The sequence below is a fragment of the Bradyrhizobium sp. 191 genome (assembly GCF_023100985.1).
In the GTDB taxonomy this organism is placed as follows: Bacteria; Pseudomonadota; Alphaproteobacteria; order Rhizobiales; family Xanthobacteraceae; genus Bradyrhizobium; species Bradyrhizobium diversitatis.
In genome coordinates, this window is the sequence record NZ_CP064692.1 from 3,209,227 (window position 1) to 3,230,675 (window position 21,449).

The following is a 21,449-nucleotide window of genomic DNA, read 5'->3' on the forward strand; positions in this document are numbered from 1 at the left end:
CACAACGCGCTCCAATCAGAGGCCGGATACATTGATGCAAGACCGCCGCCGCCAATTCGACGAAATCTTCTTGCAACGCACGGTCGGACCATACATTCGGGTCAATCTCACCAAAGCCGCGGGGCTCTGAAGCCAAAAGCGCCCCTCCCCCGCGCGAGCCAGGAACGTTGAGGGATGTGGCGCCGAGACCCCTCAGCCGTCCGGTGCGATCAGGTTTAATGACGGAAGATAGGTGCGGTAGCGGCCGACGTCGCGGGTCAGCAGCGGCAGACCGGCAACGGCGGCATGGGCGCCAATGAAGAAGTCGGGGAGCACGCCAGTCCGCGATCCGCCCGCTTTGCGATACTGCGCAAACACCTTGCCGGCCAGAAACAGCCCCTCGCGGGGAATCGGTGCGATGTCGAGACCGGCTTCGTCAATGAAAGCATCCAGACCCTCGATGCGGTTGTACCGGACCGCAAGCTCGGCATAGACGATATCGTTGATCAAGAGCGGTCCCTTGAGGCTCGCCGCCTCAAGCTGGGCCACCGACCAACCCGCCCAATTTGGATCATCGGTGACCAGGTCGAGCAGAACGTTGGTGTCGACGAGCGTCACCCTTCGCCACGCGTCAGCGCCATGATCGCGTCGGTATCAAGCCCTTTGCCGGCATGGCCACGCAGTTTGGCAAAGCGGCTCGCCGGCTGTTTCTTGTCAGCGCGCGCCAGCACCACACTGCCGTCGGCCGCACGCCGGAAATCGACCTTGCTGCCCGGCACGATGCCGAGAAGGTCGCGGACAGACTTCGGGATGGTCACCTGTCCCTTGGCTGTGACTGTCGTGGTCATGGACACAACGATTGTAATACCATATCTTCCAAGAGTATTACCACCAGCGGGGCTTTTCAAGGCCGCGTCGATCGAAATTGTCGCGATCGCAGGACATGCTGTCGGCGGCTTTGAGATCGAACCTTAGATGCCGGGCGGCCGCACCGTTCGCTGCTATCCTCATTGGTCCTCATTGGGGACACCCGCGAAATCGAATTGGGACATTCAATAAAAACGCCGCCTGCTCGAAATACCTTGCAGGCGGCGCTTATCCAGCCCCGGGAGGGTGATGCAAAATCCCGGCTCTCGTTAGTCTGCACAACCTATGCCAAGGTTTTGTGTCTCGGGGTGAGACGTTTGCGCAGCCGTTCTCTGACGCCGCGCCCGCCGCTTACGAATTCAAGCTCTGCCGACGCATCAATTCAGGCGAAGCGCGCATGTTGCTCATCACCTCGCCCATCGCCATTCGGAGCTCGTCCTGGGCGTCATTCAGTCCGACATGGCCGGTATAGGCCGCGAGTGCCGCGAATTTCAGCGCGGCTAACATCGCAGCTTCGCTGCCCAGCTCCCGCGAGACGTGCTTGGCCGGATGCGTCTCCAGCACGGAAAAGGCCGACTGGATAATCGTTCGGCCGAGTTCATCGATCAGTTCGTCGAACGCGGCAAGCTCAAGATCATCTTCCAAGCGGCTCGGCCGCGGCACTGGCGGGGCGTTTCGGACGGCCAGCGTCACCTCGCCAACGACCTCGTCGACCAGGCCAACGATCTCGCCGGCACGCGCGTCGAGGGCGTCCCATGGGATGCAGCGTGTCCCGAGGCCTTCCTGGGCACGATGCTCCGCCGGCATTCGTGCCGCGATGCGGGCGTTAATCGTGAGACCTGAGCGATCATCGCCAAAGATCGTCATGATCCGCACGCGAGCCGGGCGGTCGCTGAGGCCGCGCAACTCCTCGGCCCGTTTGAGGGCGGCCGCGATCGCGCCGCCGACAGACGTTGCATCTCTGGTCAAGTCGTCCTCTCCCATCTTTTGTTAACCTTAAAATTTGGTAGCCGAGTCGTCCGCAACGACGGAGTCATTTCCCGCCCGTTTTGGATCATTTCGGCCGCTTGGCGAGAAGAGCCCGCAATTCGGCGCTCGGCTGGAGCCCGCCGCTCTCGGTCGGTTTTCCTGGCTCGGACCGGCCAGGGCCCTGGGTGGGCGGTGTGGTTGGCGGGTTCGATCCGTCGAGCTTGGCGCGCAGCAAGGCCATGATCATCGGCCACACGGAGAATTTCCCGTCCTTGGCACGGTCGGTCAGGCTTCGCAGATAGCCGCCGGCGCTATTGATCTGGTCCGCTTTCTGATGGATCGCGGCGAGCGTAATCGCGGCCTGCTGGTCGCCGAGGGCTTCTTGACAAGCCGCTGCGCAGCGCGCGAGTCTCTTCGGCGCTGGATTAAGACCTCGAGAACGAGCCCTTTCTGGTCAACAGCGCGCCAGAGCCAATGTTGTTCGGCCGCGTCGAGATAGCGATTTCGTTCAGATGCCATTTGTCGCCGCGCGCGGAGCGCGCTGGCGGATCCAAAAGGAGAACGCCTTGCCGAATTTGGTTCCCCGCTGGCGCACGGTTTAATAGGTCACGACAATGCCGCGCGCCGCCAGCATTTCCTCGACCATGCGCAAGCTTAAGGAAACGGGAAATACATCCAAACGGCATAGCAGATCACTTCCGGTGGGAAACCATGACGGCGAGAAAGAACCCCGGGCGGTTGGCATGCCGCTCGTCTGCCCGCTCGGCCGCTCCAATTCGTTAACTTGACCGTGCCTTCCGCACCCTCAACCCTCGGCTGCTCCGTCCTGTCAACGCCATGCAGCTGAAACACTACGCTCTTCACGTATCCAAACCGATGCGAACAATTGTTTTCGCGGGCGTCTCATTTCTTTGAGGTCAGCGACGACTCCTCATCTTGCCCCCGGAGTAGCGGAAAGGGCCGTCCATCCCAGCACGAGAGCCCGGTGCGGCTGGCCCGCACGCGTTTGGCCCTTTACACCGCATTCTGGTGCTCCAGGCCGGGAAGCCCAATCATTGTGGGGCGCTAAGCACGGCGCCGCAGACACTTACCGAAGCGATCGGCGATGGGATCTCGAACACAAATGCGCAAAACTGCTTCATTCACGATCTGAAGCATAGCCGGGTCCTAGGCTATTCGGACCCGGCCATCGCAAGCGCGGCGACAAGCGCCGCGATGCTGTTTTTCAAGCGAAAGGAAGTCGGGGTCTCCACGCTCCCGATCGAATTTCAGTCGGACCCCGTTGTCGATCTGTTCGAGGAGCCCGCGCCGGCTACGAGTTCATCGAGGATTTCCTCTCGGTGATAACGGTCTGCTTGATGGTGTCACCACAGCGACGCTCTGGCGCGAGACACTCAGGTAACTACATCCTGAGGCGCGCGAACTGCATCGACGCGTGCTCCGCCTCGGGAAGGGAGTAGCATGGGGCGATGCTCAGCAACGACTTACAGAACGCAGGCGTGAGCTTGCCGCGGTGGATCACGACGTTCTTGTGCCCCGTGGCGGCTCGAGCGCTCTGCCATTGCCGATTGTAGCCGCGCTGTTCATTGGACTTCACGTGGCAAGCGGCGAAGTCGGCGCCGCCCAGCGTGGCCAACTGCCAGGCATGTACCGGCAGCTTGGTATGGATGTGCACCCACATCGGACTTGGCATCCTACCACTGCGCAACGCCTTGGGCTGCAGCTTGATCTCGAACAGCGTCGTTGGCTCGATGTTCAAGGCGTGGGGTGGATCCACAGACGCAAGTTCTTCGGCCGCCCGCAACTGTTCAAGGTACGTCTGCGACGGAAACGCGTAGGTCTTCATGCAATCGATCGTGATCGCCGCCTTTCGCGCGTTCAATGAGTTTGCCTGTCCCTGAACCTCGGACAACATCGCCTTAAGCCGGACTAATTTTTCGTGCACTTCAGTCACTTGCGCAGGCGTGAGTAGGCGACGGCGCTCCTCCAGCGCGGCTACACAGGTCTTAATCTCGGCGGCCTGCGTCTGCAGGCGCTTAAGGACGAGATCCACGACGTGGTCGGCGTCCTCAGGCTTCATCTGGCGCGCTTGCGAGACGGCGCTTTGCTGAGCCGGCAGATCGAACTGCAGCAGCTCGTCCAATCGCTTGAGTAATCCCGTCAGTGCGTTCATGGAGGGCGGAGCCTGCCACATCGCCAGGTGCCCGGTCGCCGATGATGACGCCCTCGCGCGTGCCTCCTCTGCACTCGCGAGCTTCTTTGTACCCAGATCCGAGAGTACGATAACCTTGGCAGTCGGGGCTGAGGCAGCATTGGGCCTAGCGAGCTGCGGCTCGCGCAGCCCGGCCGTTGAACTCCTCTCGCCTCCGGCCGGTGCGCGCTTGCCTTTCCCCTTCCTGCGCGCCGCGTGGCTCTCAGCCGCTAAGTCGGTCTTTCCCGATATCGCAGGCTGGGCAGGCGGTTCAATCAGGACCGGGCTCTTTGGCTGCGCTGCCAAAAGTCGCGTGACTTGGTTCGCGGCGACCCATGCACCTTCCACGATCTGGTCCAACTGTTCCAATGGAAGGTCGGCATCCGTTCCAGCATCCCTTAGGCTGGCAACGATGCGTTCCACCCCTGAGGCAAATTCCGAATGCCGTTCCATGACTCCTTCCAGAACGGTGCAGTGCTCCGCGTCGAGTGGCTCTCCGTGCTTGTTCAGAACGGCGTCGTACGTCGAGAAGAATGCCGGAAGAGCATCATCGACATAGGTCCCGAGCAGACGCACCTGCCCGTTCTCATCCATGAGGGCGTCCCTGACGGCTGGTTCAAACCTGCTCGCCTTAGACTCAATCCGAAGTTTCGCGAGCGCAATCCGCGATTCCAGACACATGCACGCCGTATAAAGTGCCCAGCCGGTTTGCACGCGTAGTGTGGCCTCTTCGAGTTTCCGCATCTCGGGCGTCGTGCTTGGCAAGTTGGCAGTGGCCTCCCAGGCGGACCGCATTCGTTCCTTGCACAACATCTTCTTTCCCCACCACTCGATGCAAGGCGCGAGGTGCTTCGCCAAACTGGAAGCCACTCGGCTCAGCTGGTCGGGGGTAGCGTTGGATTTGAGCATCCCCTCGAACAGGTCTACCATACGTTGCTTGCCGTCTAGCAAGGCGTCGGAACCCTCTGCAGCCTTTGCGTCGCATTCGCCGCTCGCTTCGAGCACGAGATCGCGGTAATGACGGGCCTTATCGTCGGACAAAATGCTCGGCGCCACGGCCGGGCGCAGGCTCGCGTAGTAGTCCAGAACTGCCGAGCCTGCTTCGGCGAACCGCTCGGTCAGCTCTTGCACCTCCTCCAAGTTCCGGGCACGGGTGCCCGCATGAGCGCATGCGTCAAGTTCCTCACGCAGGCGGCGCATGTGTCGCTTTGCTGTGTTGATTTCTTCCTCTGACGAGGAAATGGGGACTGCCACACCGGAAGTTGGCGGCTGGCTGGCGACCGGCGCCGTTTCTCCACCCTCCGACACTGAGGGAAAGCCGCGCCGCCGCGCAGTGGCTCCACGTGGCGCAGCGCCTAAGATTCGATCTGGGCCAACGGACGGACCGGAAGACCTGTCGCCAAAGGCATCGCCGGCACCGCGCGCCATGCTAGCGGAGGACGTCCCTCTATCTTGGGGCCCAGAGCGCATCCGCTCCACGACGGAATCGAACGATTGACTGCCTCCCCCAGGGGCTAGACTTGAGTGCGAGCGTGAACTGCTCGATCCGGCTCCAGCATCTCCAGTGCGCGATCTTCCAGATCGGCCAATGCCCGTCATATTCCATCTCCAATCAAGTCGAGAATGCGCAGCCTGTCTGGATAGACAGGCTGGCTGACGAGTAGCTGACGAAGGGCGTTTTTCCGGTTGCACAGGAAACCCACATCGCCGTGGATCGTGATCGAGTAGCTCGGCCATTTGGCTTTGCCCCTCACAGATCCGGGCAGACGGCTTTGGCGAGTAGGCCGGCGGAATCTCACCGCCGGCCGCTCATGGATCCTAGCGTGAGACTCTCGCGTCACTGGGCTCCCATCAGGCGAACGAGCCGCGTATGCCGATCTTCCATTGTGCGAACAACCCGGGACGTTCGCGAGATAGTCGTTCGAGAACGCGGCCGGTCTTGGCCTTGCGACCCATAAAGCGTTTGAACTTCCGCATCATCCAAGCCTCGATTGTCTGATTGACGTATCGAAGGATTGACCCAGAGGCGCTCGCCTGAATCGACCGTAATACACAATCCCCGCCCGCAGGAGGGGATTGAGCTGCCGAGCGATGTCAGCCATTGACACATGGGTCCGTTTTCGGAGGTTCAAATCCCGGATTGCCGCCCGCATAAACTTCAGCGCCGAAGCGCTGAGCCGAGGCAGAAAACTGCAAAATGCCGAGGCGTTTTGTGAGTTCTTTGCCCGTCGCGGCCGGAAGCAGTAGCCGAGGAAGTCAAACTTGACGTTCGAAACCGGGCATCTGTCACGCGCGAGGAGCACGATCCGCGCGAGCGCTTCCTTCAAGTTCACTACTGAGATGGCCCTGCAATAGCGAAATACCAGTCAGTTCCAGCCCGCTTTCATCATTCCGAATCGTCTTGTCCCACAGCCAATCTTCGAACAGTGCGCTCCAGGTAATACGAGGGATCATCGTCAGACGAATCCGTCTCGCAGCTCTCTTGACTATCGCTATCCTCGACTTTGGAAAGATACTTTGTAGGCCTGTCTACTCGGTGCCACTGGTCGTTCTCGTTCTTCGTCCACACTTTGGGATGCTGTTGAGGATCAAGCACCCAGTTATTGCGACCCACGTGAACAAAACCCCTTTCCGCTAGACGGGGTTTCATACCTCCTACGCCAGGACGTGATAAGACCAACGGATGATCGCCGTCCATTCGCAGTTCATGCTCCAGCAGGATATCGCCCGCGTTCTCGACGAGCGGATGAGTAACGCGTAGATCTACCACGGACGTGATATCGTTACGCCCGAACTGTTGGCGAAAATGGTCTCCCTTGATCCGGACCGAGCCTCCGGCTCCTAAAAGCCCTACAGTTTCGTCACCCAACCTGATAGCTGAAAAATCGCGCGGGCTTATCCGGATCACCGTAAGTACTGGAATAGCCTCCACCGACAGTTGCAGCCCGCTCGGCTTTCTCCGAACAAAATCCGAGTACTCCTGCGGGTTACTGACGATGTGCATGATGTCACTGGACAAGAATCTCTTCAGTTTGCGCATGAAAGATTCTCGGTCGACGATCTTGATAATGGGCGGATTGGAACGCAAGGAGTACGGCGACGCGCCCGCCGACGACCCACCTCGCTCCAGGCCGGCAACCGCTTCCGCAAAACGGATCCACCGATTCTGCCATACATCAGATCGCTCCCGCATTGGCAAAGTGCACGCGATTGAGCTCGTGCGCGGCAAGCTTTGCCAGGAGGATATATAACTTAGCTGACCACAACGTGACCAAAGCAGCTGTCCGCACTCCAATGCGCCTGCCAAGCACTCTGCGGAAGACTTATTGGCCGTCAAGCTCTCTAGGATCGGGGCGCTTCGGCTCAGACGGGACAACTTGCAGACGCGCGGTCATGCACCATGCGATTTCCTGAGCAAGTCGCCCACCGATTCCGAGATGCTGCACATTCTGATCAGACGTAGAATGTCGATCACAACAACATTTTTCCCACGTCCGGATGGAGCAGAACCGACATTGCTGGGCGAGTGACCATGACTGGGTTTGCTAGTCCAGAAGGGTGCCGTCGCGAGGTTGGTAGGAATTGAGGGTGGCGTAGTCTCCGGGTGATCAACCTCGAATCATCCGGCGTTGAAGCGTCGGACTGGAGACCACGCCATGACGAGCCTTACCACGAAGTCTGATTCCTCGCAGCCAGCAGCAGAGACAGCTTCCCGACTTTTCGACAACTGGTTCGATCCGATCGAGACCGAGGTACGGGCTCGATCGCGTCAGTTCATCGAAGAACTGATCCGCAGCGAACTTGACGCCGTGTTGGCGCGACCGCGTTACGAGCGAAGCCAGATGGCCGGCAATGAAGGAAAAGCCGGCGTTGCGGGCCACCGCCACGGCAGCCGCACGCGGTCGCTGACCGGCACATTCGGGCCGATCGAGATCGCGGTGCCGCGCGCCCGGCTGACCACGTCCGAGGGCAAGACGACGGAATGGAAGAGCCAGGCGCTGCGGGCCTACCAGCGCCGGACGCTGGCCGCCGATGCGCTGATCGCGAGCACGTATCTCGCCGGCACCAACACCCGCCGGGTGCGTCGTGCGCTGGCGGCCTTGTTCGACGGAACGGTCGGCAAGGACACGGTGAGCCGGACATGGCGCAAGGTGAAGAGCGACTGGGACGCCTGGAACACCCGCCTGCTGGCCGGGGAGCCGGTCGTGCGCCTGATCCTCGACGGCACCATTGTTCGCGTGCGGCTCGACCGCAAGGCGACCTCGATCTCGCTGCTCGTCGTTCTCGGCGTGCGCGCGGACGGCCAGAAGGTTTTGCTCGCGATCAAGAGCATGGGCGGCGAGAGCGCCGAAGCATGGCGCACTGTCCTGGACGATCTCATCACGCGCGGACTGCGGCGGCCAGAGTTCCTCATTGTCGATGGCGCGCCGGGGCTCGACAAGGCCATTGCCTCGGTCTGGGACGGCGTGCCGGTCCAGCGCTGCACGGTCCACAAGCACAGGAACCTGTTCGCCCATGCCCCCGAGCGGCTGCATGACGAGATCACCGCAGATTACAACGACATGATCTACGCGACGACGCCTGAGGAGATCGAAACGCGCCGCAAGGCCTTCATCCGCAAATGGAGGCTGAAGCATCGCGCTGTTGCCGACAGCCTGGAGGAAGCCGGCGATCGCCTCTTCACCTTCACCCGCCTGCCGCCGAACCAATGGCGCAGCGTACGCACCACCAATGCAATCGAGCGATTGCACGAAGAGTTCAAGCGACGGATCAAGACGCAAACCGTCCTGCCATCGGCCGACACCGCTGCGATGTTGTTCTGGGCGCTGCTTGCTTCAGGGCAGATCAACATGCGCAAGGTGGATGGTTGGCAGACGCTCGCCACAAAACCCATCGATCAGCCAATTGACCTTGCCGCCTGAAACGATACCTTCATGTGACCGGAGAATGCGCCACTCTAAATTCCAACCACTTTCCGGACGGCACCTCCAGAAGAGTCGGTGCCCAATGTGAGCCTTGCAGGAAGACGCCGTCATGCAAATCACCAAAATCATCGCTCACCCCACCAGAGCTGCCAGCGACAGATTGCGTTCGGTCATCAGAGCATCAGGTGCGACTAGGAGACTGAGACACAGACCTCAGACGTGTTGTCACTATCCAGGGTGTGAATGCAATCTATCCAAAGAATTGATTTCACACTTCATGTGCCGCCGGGTAGTGAAAGCGCCGTGCATCACGCAACATCGTAGGTTTGCTGTCGGCAAAGCTGCGATGAGTACGTGATCATGGACACCGCGATCGGATTGTAGGCACGGTTTTGCCCGGTGCGGCCAAGTTCATGTCATCCCCCGTCTTTGGATTGTCCGGCCGTTGAGCAGTTCTTTCCACAGCGTCTCGGTGATTTTATAAAAGTCAAAAATAGGAAGGCGCGGCAGGACGGCCTCGTTATGGCGTTCTCCAGCTGAGCGTAGCCGCGCTTGGCCATCACTGTCGCTCCGGTGATCGGAGCACGAAGGAGGCTCACCTTTTTGGCCGAATGAGGAAGTTCGTTGCTCAAGCACGGAACGCCTGCCGGCGTGTGAGGCTTTGCAAATTGAGGGCCGCGATGCAAATCGCATATCATCGCTACTCGCCCATCAAACCTGCGGCCGTGCGGCTGCGCTCGCCATCGGAAGCATCGATCGTGATGAGGAGATTTAGGTCCAGACCATGGAACGGCATTGTCACTGATCGGCCATGTGAATGCATGGATCCAAACCATCGATTTCACCAATCAATGTGTTCTCGGCAATCATCTCGACTTCACGATGTCGGCGACAACTGCCGGGATTGTTCCGGCGCTGAGCGGGTGCTGCCCGCCTATCGATGCATTTGATTGATTGCCACCTATGTCCCGGTGGCAAGAGCACATTCGACGTCACCAAGATGCATGCGCGCCACGTGAGACAGTGAACAACGCCAGTCGAGCTTACAATGGAATCCCGATCCAGTATGCGATTCGCCAGTACCGCTGCTCTTCGTCTATTCCGGATTCCAACGCTTACGCGGAGGCCGGACTGTTCAATTCCGCTCGGGAGTGGTCATGCTCGAACGTGACGTGGTGGTTGTCTTGGGTGACTTGATAGGAGGTCGTGGAATGCGAACGCTACTCGTTGATCATGAGACGGACCCAGCGCGCGTTGTACAAGATGCGCTCTCCGATTGCGGTTTTGCCGTTGACGTAGCGTGCACCCTGGACGAGGCGGCCGCCGCTTTTTGTTGCGCCAGCTATGACATTCTCTTGCTCGAGTTGGTTCTACCGGATGGAGACGGCTTGGATTGGCTGAAGCAGTTGAGACGTGACGGACATTCGATGCCTGCCGTGATGATGAGTAACTTCAACGAGCTCGGTAGGCGGATAGCGCTATTTAATGGCGGTGCGGACGACTTCCTGCCCAAGCCCGTATCTACTGATGAACTCATCGCACGGATGCGCGCTACTCTGCGCCGATCAACGCAAATGACGGCCCCCATCGTTACCTTTGGCAATCTACGATTCGATTCGATCGGTCGGCAAGCATCGGTCAATGGTCGACCGCTGAAGATTGCCCGCCGCGAGGTGTGCATTCTCGAACATCTGCTCAGCCGCGCCGGCCGCACCGTGGCTCGCGCGTCATTGGAAGATAGCCTCTATGCATTTGACGACGAGGTCTCAACCAATGCGCTTGAGGTCGGAATCTATCGTTTGCGCGGTCATTTGAGTCGGTCCGGTGCGACCCTACGGATCAAAACCGCGCGCGGGATCGGCTACGTCCTTGAATTGAAAGGCGCGGCATCGACCGCGTAGTTAATTGAACTTGAAAGAAAAGACCATCTTGAGCATCATTCTTGACAAGCATGCCGGCGTCACTCGAGGATCGATCGCCGCCAACGGCCTTTCGTCCACCTTTCTTCCTTGTCTTTGGCAGCTTTTGTGCGTGGTCATCCTGCTATTCCCGGCTGCGGCCGTAGCTCAGATCAAGCGGGATGATGGAGGTGGGCCGCAGCGTACGGCTGCCGACGGCATTAGCGCAACGCTGACCCTTTCCTCTTCGCTAGGTAAGACGATTCACCTGCCAGCGCCAGCCGCGAGCATCTTTGTCGCAGATCCTACGGTCGCGGACTATCAGGCACCTTCGAACAGGACCATCTTTGTTTTCGGCAAAAAATCCGGGCGGACCACCTTGTTCGCACTGAACGAGGCCGGGGAGGCTCTCGCTGAGCTGCGTGTTGTCGTCACCCAGCCGATCGAGGATCTGCGCGCCACGCTGAAAGCCCAGGTCGGCGACTATCCCATCCAGGTAAGCTACACCCCGCGCGGGGCCATCCTTAGCGGTACGGCGCCCAATGCGGAGATCGTCGATATAGCGATGAAAGTGACCGAGCAGTTTCTTGGGTCTGGTGCGCTCGTCGTCAACAAGATTCAGGTGGCGGGGTCATTGCAGGTGAATCTGAGCGTGCGGGTGGCGGAGGTCTCCCGGAGCGCCATGAAGGAGCTCGGCGTCAACCTCTCCGCTTCCGGTCAAGCTGGCCCTTTCACTCTCGGCTTGGTCAGTGGCAGTGGTGGTGGATACGGCGCGGCGCAGGGCGGCGGTACGGCGAAGATGGGGGTCAACACTGGCCATGTGAACGTCAGCGCAATGCTCGATGCACTGGCTCACGAGCGCCTCGCTTCCGTACTTGCTGAACCGAACCTCACCGCAATGTCAGGCGAATCCGCCAGCTTCCTCGCCGGCGGCGAATTTCCCATTCCGGTGTTGCAGGACAATCGGCAGGTCTCTGTCGAGTTCCGTCACTTCGGCGTCAGCCTGGAGTTTGTGCCGACCGTTCTCAGTAACAATCAGATCAATATCCGCGTGAAGCCTGAAGTCAGCGAACTATCGTCACAAGGTGCTGTCAACATCAACGGCATCTCCGTGCCGGCTCTCTCCACCCGGCGTGCAAACACGGTTGTCGAGCTCGCCAGCGGCCAGAGCTTTGCAATTGGTGGGCTTATCCGGCGCAACTTCAGCACTGAGATCACGACTTTCCCTTGGCTCGGCGACGTTCCGATTCTTGGTGCGCTATTTCGCTCATCGTCATTTCAACAGGAGGAGACGGAACTCGTGATCATCGTCACGCCTTACGTCGTGCGGCCACGATCGAACTCGAAGCAGATGAGTGCGCCCACCGACCGCATCGCTCCGCCCTCAGACCTCGCGCGCAGTCTGACGAACACATTGGCAACGCGCTCGCCTGTTCGCAGTGCTCCCCCGATAAGCGTACCAGGCGCGATAAGGGGCACCGGCCACATCATCGAATGAGGATTCGACCAATGAGATTACGATTCGTGCGTCCCCTCATCTGTCTGACGGCCAGTCTAGGTGGCTGCGCAAGCACCGCGCCGACTTACCTCGAACCGACCGCGCAAGCGATCCTGGTTGAACAGGAGAAGAACGTCTTACTGTTACAGACCCTTGGAGGGCCCGAACGGCAGCGTCTGCGTTATTTCATAGCGAGTACCAGTCGCGGTCGGTATGACGCGCTCCATCTTGATATCGTCGGCTCACGTCGGCTCGGGGCGCAGATAGCAGCTGAGGCCCGCGCAGTGGGCGTCGACGCTCACAACATCCGCCTGTACGGTCCATTCATCGATAGGCGTGATGGCTCTGCCGCCCGAATCGAGGCGATTACGTACGAGGCGCACCCTCCCGTTTGTCCGTCGATTGCGATCGTCGGCCCTTCCGTGAACGACAATTCTTTCGATCCGACGCTTGGCTGCTCGATCCGCAACAACTTGGCGGGCATGGTCAACGATCCGCGCGACTTGATTGACAATCAGGCCGTTGTGCCGAGTGATGGCAATCGCGCGGCCATTCCCGTTGCCACATACAAAGCCTTCGCGACCGGCAATAACAGCAGCTTGGGTATAGCTAACAACAAGCAGCTATCAGATCCCACGTCTGCCGGCACCCAGACCGTGCAGCCGTCTCGATAGCGAGAACATCAGTCATTCGATGCGACCTCATTCACAACACGAACTAGACTTGGCCGGCGGCAAGGAGAGCTTTTGCGACAGCCTCGAAATACTGGACAGGAATGGAATTGCCAAGGCTAGTGTTGCGGATTAGCTCACGGACCAGGACGTGATCATCGACGATACTGAGACGAAGGCGCCTCGCTTCATCAAAGAGCCGTGAAGCCGCCTCGCCATCGCCGCGGCAAACCAGGACCGGGACGCCCGTTTCGCCACGGATGTAGCGTACCCCGACCAGCAGCTCGCGTCCAGTCAAGATCAATGTCGCGCGACGCACGCCGAGTGGAGACTCGCTCGCCTGCTCCCGCCGAAGGCGTCGGTGTTCGCGTTTCACCTCCGGACTGCCTTGCTGCTCCTTGTCCTCGCGCTTCATATCGCTCTTAGTCATGCGCATGCCGCGCAAAAACAACCAGCGCTGGACGAGGAGATCGACCAATCCGCCGATCAGAAATGCACCACTTGCAATCCCGATCAACAGTTTCACTTGAATGAACACGAACTCGAAGCAGCCCGTGCCGCAAACCGGCAGATAGACCAGTGTCTTCCACGCGCCGACAACGACGAGGAGAAAGATCGCGCCGAGGCAGAAGACCTTGAACAAGGTCTTGCCAAGCTCGATGAGGGAACGCAAAGAAGCGATGCGCTTCAGTCCGTTGATGGGATCAATGTTCTCGAATTTCGGCGTCATCGGCTCCGAGGAGAACACTAATCCACCATTGGCCAGGACCGTCGTCAGAATTGCGCAGGTGACCATACTCCCAAGAAGCGGGCCAACAATTCTCAGTGCAAGTTCGGGCAAGACGCCGAGCGCAAGATCGACCGCAATATTGAACGGCTTATCAAGCAGCTTGTCAGCCAGCATGAGCGCTTCACGACATTTGTCGTAGATGGAACTCGCTTCTATCCAGAGATAGCCGAGACCGGCGCAAGCGCTGAAGGCCCTGACTAGATCCGTGCTATGCGGAACCACGCCTTTCTTGCGCGAATCGCTTAGCTTCTTTTCAGTGGGGGCGAGCGTTTTCTCTTCGCTCGTGTCGCTCACTTCAGTTTCCTTTCAAGCCTCTCCAGCTCTCGGCTCGACTGAATGATTTCGGATTGCATGTATTCGATGAGATAGATCGTATAAGTGACCATGACGATCGCAAAGCCTATATTCTTGATCGTCAAAGATAGGTCCCGCGGGTTGAATTGCGGCGCAAAGCGCCCGAGCAGGAGCGCTGATATGTCGGCCAGCAAGAGGAAAGCTACCACCGGTCCAGAGACCAGGACGGCGGTACGTATGATGCTGTCGAGCACGCCCCACAACTCCAGTGTCCCTTGCATGCTCAGCGTGGGTCCAAGCTGATAAGCCGGCCAAACCAGATAGCTGCCGTAAAGTCCGCTGATCATGGTTTGCAGGCCGCCCGATACGACGAAGATGGTGATCGCGGTGGTACCGATAAGCAGTCCCGTCGCCGAAGCCTGACTGCGTGTCGCGGGATCGGCGGGAGTGACCACGCTGCTGATGCCCCTTTGCGCGTCGATGAACTCGCCGACGGCCTGAAGACTCCAGAGGGGAATACTGAGCAGGGCGCCGATCAGCAGGCCGACACACGTCTCCTTAAGACCGAGTAGCGGGATCTTGAGCAGACGGGTGTCCGGATCTAGCTCCTTCAGGCGATCGGCGATGTGCGCCAAGTATGGTAGTTCGAGCGCAACGGCCAGGCAACCGCGGATCAGGCCCCCGATCTGCGGACGCGTAAATACGGGAAGCACCAGCATAATGCCCACGGGGCGGGCCGCACCAAGGCTGGCAGCAACGACGAGTTCGATGGTCGCCTGGATCAGACTTTGCGTGCCAGTGGTTGACAGATCATACATGCCGGCGCTGCTAGTAGCCCGTCGTGAGCGCGGGAAAATCAGTGAAGATCTGCTTGGCTTGTTCGATGAGCGGGACGCTGAGCACCGGAGAAAACAAAGCTATAATCCCAACAATGACCAAAAGCTTCACAGTCAGTGGCAATGTCTGATCCTGGATCTGCGTTGCCGCCTGGATGATGCCGATGACGGTTTCGGCGACCGCCGCTGCAATGAGCGGAGGCAGAACCCAGGTCATGAAAAGCACCAGTGATCGGCTCATATAAGGGAGAATAGTGGCCTCATCCATGCTCACCCTCCAGGTGTTGTATAGCTCAGCACTAGCCCGTGCATAAGCCGCGACCAGCCGTCAATCGCCACGAATAGAAATAGTTTGAAAGGAACTGAGATCACTGTCGGAGACACCATTGACATGCCCATGGCCATCAGAATGGTCGTTACGATCAGATCGATAGTGATAAACGGAAGGTATAGTAAAAACCCGATTTCGAAGGCACGCTTGAGTTCTGAGATTAGAAAAGATGGGACGAGAATGACAAAATCATCGGCTGTGGCTCTGCCGCGCATCTCTTCCGGCCAGACACGTTCGGTCGAGGACAGGAAGAAGCCTCGCTGTTCTTCATTGGTGAAGTTCTTGAGATAGCCTCGCAGCGGCTCCTGCCCCTCTTTCGCAGCGGCTACCCAATCCTCGAGCGTTTGATAGCGGAGCTGAAGATCGGCGACTCGATTGTAGCTCTGCTCAAAGACGGGGGCGCTCGTGAAGGCGGTGAGCATCAATGCTGCGCCGTATAGAACGATGTTCGGTGGAATCGACTGGGTCCCAAGCGCATTGCGAACGAGGAAGAGAACGACAGATACCTTTACGAACGCCGTGGTCGTGACGACAGCGAAGACCAACAAGCCGAGCGCGGCCGTGACCGCAAGAAGCGGCAGTATTGCTGGTTCAATGTTAGTCATTGCCCGCTAACCCGCCACGCAGTCTAACGCCGAGCTCGTCCCCAATACGTACTATGTCACCACTGCCGATACGTACGCCGTTTGCAAGGATATCGACCGGGCCATCGACCGGCCGGCCAAGTTCGAATACATATCCTTCGCTGATGCTTCTCAAGGCTCCCAGCGTGATGGGCCAGCGGCCGCATTCGAAGACAAGCGAAATCTCAATATCGTCGAGATCGGCTTCCGAAGGCGGCTGCTGTGAACCGGGTAGTGTCGTCATATGCGCATACTCCAGAGGGCGCGGCCGCAAGCGAAACGGTCCGTGCAGAATCAGGCGGTTGCCAGTGACATCTGCCGCGGTCCATAACCGGCCCGCAGTGAGGATGATCTGACCGCGGGCGAATGGCATTACATCCGGCAACAAAGCGTCGCCCTTACGCGTTTTGCGAAGAAGCGAGGCTGACGCCCGGAGGGAACCGATCTCTCCTGCAACTGTAACGGGTAACTGTGCGGAGACCTCACACAACTGTCGCGGCAATTGGCCGAGCAGCTCGCCTAAGGCGCGGAACGCCGGCGGTATCGGTCCATCAAGAGGCGAGAAAAGAAATAGGCGACCTTTGCCACTGACCGGACCGTAGATGATGTCGAGTTCGATATAAGGCCCGTTCTTCTCGGCCTTTCCAACATGAAGGAGCCGCAGTTGCTGCTCTGTCTCAGTCTCCAGGCGCGCGAGCAACGGTTCAAGTGCAAGTTCGAGAACCAGCGAACGACTTGGCTCGGAAAGTAGAACTAGGCCACTCTGTACTGTCGAGATCAAGGCCTCGGCAAGCGCATGCGGCATCGACAACACGAGCGCATCATCGCCGAGGCCCCAAGCGCAATCGAGCATCGACAGAGCCGGAGGCTCCCCCTGCCACACAACTCGTTCCAGTCGCACCGATAGCGGCTTGTCACAAAGATTACTCCGCAAAGAGGCGGAGGGCCGCACGTTTCTGTTGAGCCACGAGACGAGACTCTGCGTTAGACTCTGGCCCGGCTCGTACCTCACGTATGCGTCCGCGCGAGTTGCAGGAGGCGGCTGTACAGGGCAGCGCATTTGCTTCCCAACTGGACTAGCGGTCATCAAATTGAACCGCCCGCCACCGGCGCGGGCAAACCCCTCCCATGGCGAAGCAAGACTTCATCATCAGCCTCTAGCTCGGCTGTTATTTCCGAATGGGTATCGGCCGCACGCCGGACGTCGGTCTCGATCTGTCGCCATTTATGAGTCGCTGCGGAACGCTTCGCCCAGTGCGCACGCCTCTCGGATGCCGCTGTCTCGGCCTGCTTTTGAGCGATACGCGCCTCCTCAAGTGTGCGGCGTTTCGAGGTGATCTCAATCGCGAGCCTCTCAAGGGTGAGCTGGCAATGATCGAGCTCAACGACGGACAAGGTACCGACCGACATCAATTGTTGGTAAACCTCCGCCTGGGCCTCTGTATGATGCTTTTCAGCAATTGCAAGTTCCTGCCATGCGTGCTCCGCGGCCAAGGTCGCGATATGACGCTTGGCTTCCATATTGGACAACTCACTACGAGCACTACGCTCGCGCATATCCTTCACTTGCCGCAAGCTCGAAACGTGTATGCAACTCATGCGGTCAGACGGCACATCCATGTGACGGTTTCCTCAAAAGTGGACGCATCGTTTTCACCTTGGCGTAAAAACTCGCGCAGATCATCGATCGAAGCGACAGCTCGGTCCGTCAGCGGATCGCTGCCTTGCTTGTATTCGCCAACCTTGATCAAAAATTCGGCCTCTGCATGACGGGAGATAAGATCACGGAAGAGGGATGCTGCCTTGCGATGCGGTGCAGATACGACGGCATCCATGACGCGGCTGCGGCTCGACAGTACATCGATGGCGGGGAAATGCGCCCGCGCCGCGAGAGAGCGTGAAAGAACGATATGACCATCGAGAATGCCACGCGTTTCCTCGGCGATTGGATCGCCCGTGCCGTCACCTTCCACAAGCACGGTATAGAAGGCCGTGATTGAGCCACGCTCACTCATACCAGCGCGCTCCAGCAAACCTGGCAACATTGCAAAGACAGAGGGAGGAAAGCCCCGGCGGGTCGGTGGCTCACCGGCAGCAAGCCCGATCTCGCGCATAGCGCGGCTAAATCGCGTCAATGAATCCATCATCAGAACGACGCGCAGCCCTTGTTCGCGAAAATATTCGGCGAGCGCGGTTGCCGTATAAGCACATTGCGCCCGCTCCGTCGCTGAGCGATCGGAGGTCTCAACGACGACGACCGTGCGGCGGAGGGCTGTCTCCCCGAGATGCCGTTCGATGAATTCACGCACTTCGCGTCCACGCTCGCCTATCAGCGCAACCACGGTCACGTCAGCGACCGCGCCTTTTACGATCTGCGACAATAACGTCGACTTGCCGCCACCAGGCTCTCCATAAATGCCGATGCGCTGGCCTTCGCCGCATGTCAGAAGACCATCCAAGGCGCGAACACCGAGCGGCAGAGGGCGATCGATGATGCACCTCGTCATTGGATTTGGCGCTTTGCCGCGCAGCGGACGCGTCTCCACAGCTTTGACTGCGCCCTTGCCATCGAGGGGACGGCCGAAGCTGTCGATCACCCGGCCAAGCAAATTGGGGCCGACCGGCACTTCGTGCATTCGGCCAGTGGCAACGACTTCTGCGCGGCCGGACATGCCTTGCAGGTCACCGATCGGCGTCAGCAACACGCCGTCCTGCAAGAGACCGATCACCTCGGCCTCAAGCGACCATCCCGTGCGCGGATCCTTGAGCACACAAACTTCTCCAATACGAGCATCCGGCAAAACTGCATGGATCAACGTGCCGATCGCCCGCGTGATCCGCCCGCGTACGACACGCGTGTCCACATGCCTTGCCGTAGTTCGCAGACGAGCCAGCGCCGCGTGCAGAGTCCCATCTCCATCAGGACAGCTATGGTCTGGTCTCGGCGCCGTCACTATTCGCCTGCCTCATGATCCAACCCAAAGCCCAAACGCAGTGCGCGGAGCTGCGCGTCAAGTCCGAGATGGATATTGCCAAATTCGCTCCACAGCACGCATTCGTTCGCTGACAGCGCCGGATCCGGAATAATTCGGACCGCCGGCCGGTCCTCCCGTCCGTCGCAGGCAGCAAATTCGCGCGTAAGCACATCAGCATCCATGGGGGACGCATGAAGGGACAGTTTCGCCCCGCCATATCTGTGCGAAATCGTGTGACGAACCGTCCTCACCAACATCTCGCCGGGATCGAAATCGCCCAATAGATCAGTTACGATGTCCATCACGAGCGCTGACAGTTCCTGCTCCAAACGGACCCTTCGTCGTGCCACTTCCGAGGCAGCCTGCGCGACCAGCTGTGCCATTTCCTCGGCGCCGGCCCTCACCCCCTCGGCATGGCCGCGCGCACGCTCCTTCTGATAAGCTCTGCGCGCCCAGCCGCGAACCCGCTTCAGATTGCGCTCGGCTACGGCACGCGCCTCGAGGGCGCTCTGCCAAATCTCGAGATCCCTCGCCGCTATGAGTGGCCCAAGCGGGCGGATGTGCGGAGCGACGGGCGGCGCAGTTTCGTCGGCTGTCATCCCGCTGGGGCCTCCCTCGCCAATTGGGCCAACACCGGCGAAAACAATTGACCCGCGGCATCGCGGTGTTCAGTCGCAGGATTGTCGGCGGCCGTTCCGACAGCTAGGCGTAGACGCACGCGGCGGCAATCAAGCGTTGGCGCTTCATCGAGCCAAGCGCCGAGGCAGGCATGTCCATCGTCTTCAATCTCTAGCGCGAGTTGTTGAGGATCAGCAATTAATCTGGTCGAAACCGCATGCGCTGCATGTCGGATCCCGAAAGCCTGCACCTCGGTGCCGACGCGCTCGACCAGAACGGCGACATCGTGCTTTGAAATCAGCCTTGTCAGCGAACGGGCATGCCAAATGCCGCCGGCGAGCAGGGCAGCCCTGCTCGGATCATGCCCGAGGAGAAGGTCTGGCCCGAAGTCACTTCCGTTCAAGCCCATTTCATCTTCAAGCAGCAACGCTGGCAGTCTTATCTGCAGCCTAGGACTCTTCTGCAGTCGCACCAACGTCGCGGCCGAGAGGTTCGCGTCAAGTCGCGCGGCAAGGCGGGTCGGATGAATCGTGGCAGCAAGCTTACGAATACCTACAGAGGCTAATTTCAGCAGATCATGCCGCTCGGCAGACGGATTCGGTCTCGTCATGTCGGATACCACACTACGCCGCATTAGGCTTAGTCGCTTTGCGAATCATCTCGATAGCAGAGACACCCGAGCGCCCACCAACAGCGCTAACTTTCTGAGATGATTGCCTGCGCTGACGCCCACGAGCGCTCAGCAAGACGCAGGATAGCACGCCGAATACAGACCCGCCGAGACCCATGCCAACCGCAACCAATGGCGTTGAAATGACTCCAGATGCTTGGGCGAAACCAGCCGCAGCCGCCGGTCGCGGCTCTAGTGCGGGCCGCTCGACTGAGACGAAAACAACAGCCACCTTGTCATAGGATAAGCCCTCGATGCTGTTGGCGACGAGCATTTTAATCTGCGGCAGCAAGATTGAGAGATTTGCCCTCGAGTCATGCCGGATGAAAACCGACGCCGAAGATGGCGTGGTGTCACGTCGCAACAGGTCGTTCTTTGGCAGAACAACGTGGACGCGCGCCGAGATGACACCATCGATATCACTGATCGTGCGAGATAATTCCTCGCTCAGCGCATAGACGTAACGGGCGCGCTCCTCGATTGGCGAAGCAATCAGACCCGCCGCGCTGAACACTTCGCCGAGACTCTTGAAAGCGTGGCGCGGCAACCCTTCGCCATTCAGCAGGTCGATTGCGGAAGCAATCTGAGTCTGCTCGACCTGGATCGTGATAGTCCCGTCCTTAGCAGCAACGCGGAGCGCATCGACCCCGTTCTTGAGGAGGACCGCAAGCATCTCATTGGCCTCACGCTCTTGAACTTTCGTGTAGAGATCGGCTTTGCAACCAACCAGGGCAAGCAGGAGCGGCAGCAGAGCCAGAAGTTGAAGCCGCTTGCGGAATGGGCGCGCCTCACCGCTTTCGCGATAGATTAAACCAATCATTCGCCCCACTCAGCCCGCCGATATCAGCTTGTTCAGAGATGAACCGAGGCTACCGATGCCATTTGAAATGAGTGTTACCTGGATGACGCTGTCAGAAACACCCTTCAGATTCGCCAACATCGCCTCGAAGTCACCCGCGCCACTGGGGGCGCCCGGCACACCTGCTTCCGCTTTGCCCGGTTGCAGCAAAAGGGGCCCCGACGCCGGCCCGGTCTCCGCACCTTTTGGAACTGCATTGACCGGATACATCGCAGAAAGATTCTGGAGGATGCGATCGCCCAGCGGGCTCGCCTGTGTTGTTGCACGCGATAGCTCGGAAGTCGGCGGAACGGCCGCCGCTTCCGTTACTGGAGGCGCAAGGTCTTGAACCGAAGCCGCCTGCAAGAGACTCTGCTGAAATTGGACCTGCTCGTCGACCACTGTTGCCGAACAGGCCTTGGACAGGCCTTCTAGATTGTGAGAAATCGGCGCAGCGCCTAACATCATCATGGAAA

At 59.3% G+C, this 21,449-nt stretch carries 21 protein-coding genes and 2 pseudogenes; 5 read left to right on the top strand and 18 right to left on the bottom strand.

All coding sequences use genetic code 11. The features are described 5' to 3' along the window. Positions 1-192: 192 nt before the first annotated feature. From IVB23_RS14785 to IVB23_RS14815, 7 genes and pseudogenes are all read right to left on the bottom strand, one after another. On the bottom strand, positions 193-597 hold the full coding sequence (locus IVB23_RS14785; protein WP_247313979.1) for a type II toxin-antitoxin system VapC family toxin: 405 nt from the start codon (positions 595-597) through the stop codon (positions 193-195). Continuing rightward, positions 594-827 carry an AbrB/MazE/SpoVT family DNA-binding domain-containing protein gene (locus IVB23_RS14790; protein WP_247313977.1) on the bottom strand — a complete coding sequence of 78 codons (234 nt, stop codon included), beginning with the start codon at positions 825-827 and terminating at the stop codon, positions 594-596. Before IVB23_RS14790 ends, IVB23_RS14785 begins: the two co-directional genes overlap by 4 nt. A gap of 370 nt (positions 828-1,197) precedes the next feature. Further along, a complete protein-coding gene (locus tag IVB23_RS14795) occupies positions 1,198-1,815 on the bottom strand; it encodes a hypothetical protein (protein ID WP_247804008.1) in 618 nt (205 codons plus the stop codon). A gap of 85 nt (positions 1,816-1,900) precedes the next feature. Further along, positions 1,901-2,248, bottom strand: a pseudogene (gene repC, locus IVB23_RS14800) (replication initiation protein RepC); the annotation flags it as partial. Continuing rightward, positions 2,167-2,560, bottom strand: a pseudogene (locus IVB23_RS14805) (DDE-type integrase/transposase/recombinase); the annotation flags it as partial. The pseudogenes IVB23_RS14805 and repC, both read right to left, overlap by 82 nt. 657 nt (positions 2,561-3,217) lie before the next feature. Beyond that, positions 3,218-5,206, bottom strand: a complete 1,989-nt coding sequence (locus IVB23_RS14810) for a hypothetical protein (protein ID WP_346659145.1) — start codon at positions 5,204-5,206, stop codon at positions 3,218-3,220. A gap of 1,186 nt (positions 5,207-6,392) precedes the next feature. Beyond that, complete coding sequence (locus IVB23_RS14815; protein WP_247313973.1) at positions 6,393-7,046, bottom strand: host specificity protein; 654 nt, start codon at positions 7,044-7,046, stop codon at positions 6,393-6,395. A 616-nt stretch (positions 7,047-7,662) separates the two neighbouring features. On the opposite strand from IVB23_RS14815, the gene IVB23_RS14820 reads away from it, so the two are divergent. The 5 genes from IVB23_RS14820 to IVB23_RS14840 all read left to right on the top strand — a co-directional run bounded on the left by IVB23_RS14820 (position 7,663) and on the right by IVB23_RS14840 (position 13,001). After that, complete coding sequence (locus IVB23_RS14820) at positions 7,663-8,928, top strand: IS256 family transposase (RefSeq protein ID WP_247801167.1); 1,266 nt, start codon at positions 7,663-7,665, stop codon at positions 8,926-8,928. 798 nt (positions 8,929-9,726) lie between these two features. Next, positions 9,727-9,885 carry a hypothetical protein gene (locus IVB23_RS14825; protein WP_247313971.1) on the top strand — a complete coding sequence of 53 codons (159 nt, stop codon included), beginning with the start codon at positions 9,727-9,729 and terminating at the stop codon, positions 9,883-9,885. A gap of 257 nt (positions 9,886-10,142) precedes the next feature. Then, on the top strand, positions 10,143-10,832 hold the full coding sequence (locus IVB23_RS14830; protein ID WP_247314022.1) for a response regulator transcription factor: 690 nt from the start codon (positions 10,143-10,145) through the stop codon (positions 10,830-10,832). Positions 10,833-10,905: 73 nt separating this feature from the next. Then, positions 10,906-12,327: a type II and III secretion system protein family protein gene (locus IVB23_RS14835; protein ID WP_247314021.1), complete on the top strand. Its 1,422-nt coding sequence runs from the start codon at positions 10,906-10,908 to the stop codon at positions 12,325-12,327. A gap of 11 nt (positions 12,328-12,338) precedes the next feature. Continuing rightward, positions 12,339-13,001 carry a CpaD family pilus assembly lipoprotein gene (locus IVB23_RS14840; protein ID WP_247313969.1) on the top strand — a complete coding sequence of 221 codons (663 nt, stop codon included), beginning with the start codon at positions 12,339-12,341 and terminating at the stop codon, positions 12,999-13,001. Between the two features lie 43 nt (positions 13,002-13,044). Here the strand turns inward: IVB23_RS14840 and IVB23_RS14845 are convergent, their stop codons facing one another. The 11 genes from IVB23_RS14845 to IVB23_RS14895 form a co-directional block, all read right to left on the bottom strand. Next, the gene (locus IVB23_RS14845; protein WP_247313967.1) at positions 13,045-14,082 is read right to left on the bottom strand and encodes an EscU/YscU/HrcU family type III secretion system export apparatus switch protein; all 1,038 of its coding nucleotides are present in this window, start codon (positions 14,080-14,082) and stop codon (positions 13,045-13,047) included. Further along, the gene (sctT, locus tag IVB23_RS14850) at positions 14,079-14,900 is read right to left on the bottom strand and encodes a type III secretion system export apparatus subunit SctT (protein WP_247804009.1); all 822 of its coding nucleotides are present in this window, start codon (positions 14,898-14,900) and stop codon (positions 14,079-14,081) included. The genes IVB23_RS14845 and sctT overlap by 4 nt, the downstream gene beginning before the upstream one ends. A 10-nt stretch (positions 14,901-14,910) precedes the next feature. Further along, positions 14,911-15,186 (bottom strand): flagellar biosynthetic protein FliQ, encoded by a 276-nt coding sequence (locus IVB23_RS14855; protein WP_247313963.1) that lies wholly within the window; start codon positions 15,184-15,186, stop codon positions 14,911-14,913. 2 nt (positions 15,187-15,188) lie between these two features. Then, complete coding sequence (gene sctR, locus IVB23_RS14860) at positions 15,189-15,854, bottom strand: type III secretion system export apparatus subunit SctR (RefSeq protein ID WP_247313961.1); 666 nt, start codon at positions 15,852-15,854, stop codon at positions 15,189-15,191. Beyond that, positions 15,847-16,725 (bottom strand): type III secretion system cytoplasmic ring protein SctQ, encoded by an 879-nt coding sequence (gene sctQ, locus IVB23_RS14865; protein WP_346659146.1) that lies wholly within the window; start codon positions 16,723-16,725, stop codon positions 15,847-15,849. The genes sctR and sctQ overlap by 8 nt, the downstream gene beginning before the upstream one ends. Before the next feature lie 233 nt (positions 16,726-16,958). Continuing rightward, complete coding sequence (locus IVB23_RS14870) at positions 16,959-17,492, bottom strand: hypothetical protein (protein WP_247313957.1); 534 nt, start codon at positions 17,490-17,492, stop codon at positions 16,959-16,961. Further along, positions 17,468-18,736, bottom strand: coding sequence for a type III secretion system ATPase SctN (gene sctN / locus IVB23_RS14875; RefSeq protein ID WP_276578594.1), 1,269 nt, complete (start codon positions 18,734-18,736; stop codon positions 17,468-17,470). The genes IVB23_RS14870 and sctN overlap by 25 nt, the downstream gene beginning before the upstream one ends. Positions 18,737-18,825: 89 nt before the next feature. Beyond that, positions 18,826-19,446 carry a type III secretion system stator protein SctL gene (gene sctL, locus IVB23_RS14880; RefSeq protein WP_247313955.1) on the bottom strand — a complete coding sequence of 207 codons (621 nt, stop codon included), beginning with the start codon at positions 19,444-19,446 and terminating at the stop codon, positions 18,826-18,828. Then, positions 19,443-20,075, bottom strand: a complete 633-nt coding sequence (locus IVB23_RS14885; RefSeq protein WP_247804010.1) for a nodulation protein NolU — start codon at positions 20,073-20,075, stop codon at positions 19,443-19,445. Before IVB23_RS14885 ends, sctL begins: the two co-directional genes overlap by 4 nt. Before the next feature lie 13 nt (positions 20,076-20,088). Next, entirely contained in the window at positions 20,089-20,955 is an 867-nt protein-coding gene (gene sctJ / locus IVB23_RS14890) for a type III secretion inner membrane ring lipoprotein SctJ (protein WP_247804011.1), read from the bottom strand. A gap of 9 nt (positions 20,956-20,964) precedes the next feature. Further along, positions 20,965-21,444 carry a nodulation protein NolB gene (locus IVB23_RS14895; RefSeq protein WP_247313949.1) on the bottom strand — a complete coding sequence of 160 codons (480 nt, stop codon included), beginning with the start codon at positions 21,442-21,444 and terminating at the stop codon, positions 20,965-20,967. Positions 21,445-21,449: the final 5 nt, after the last annotated feature.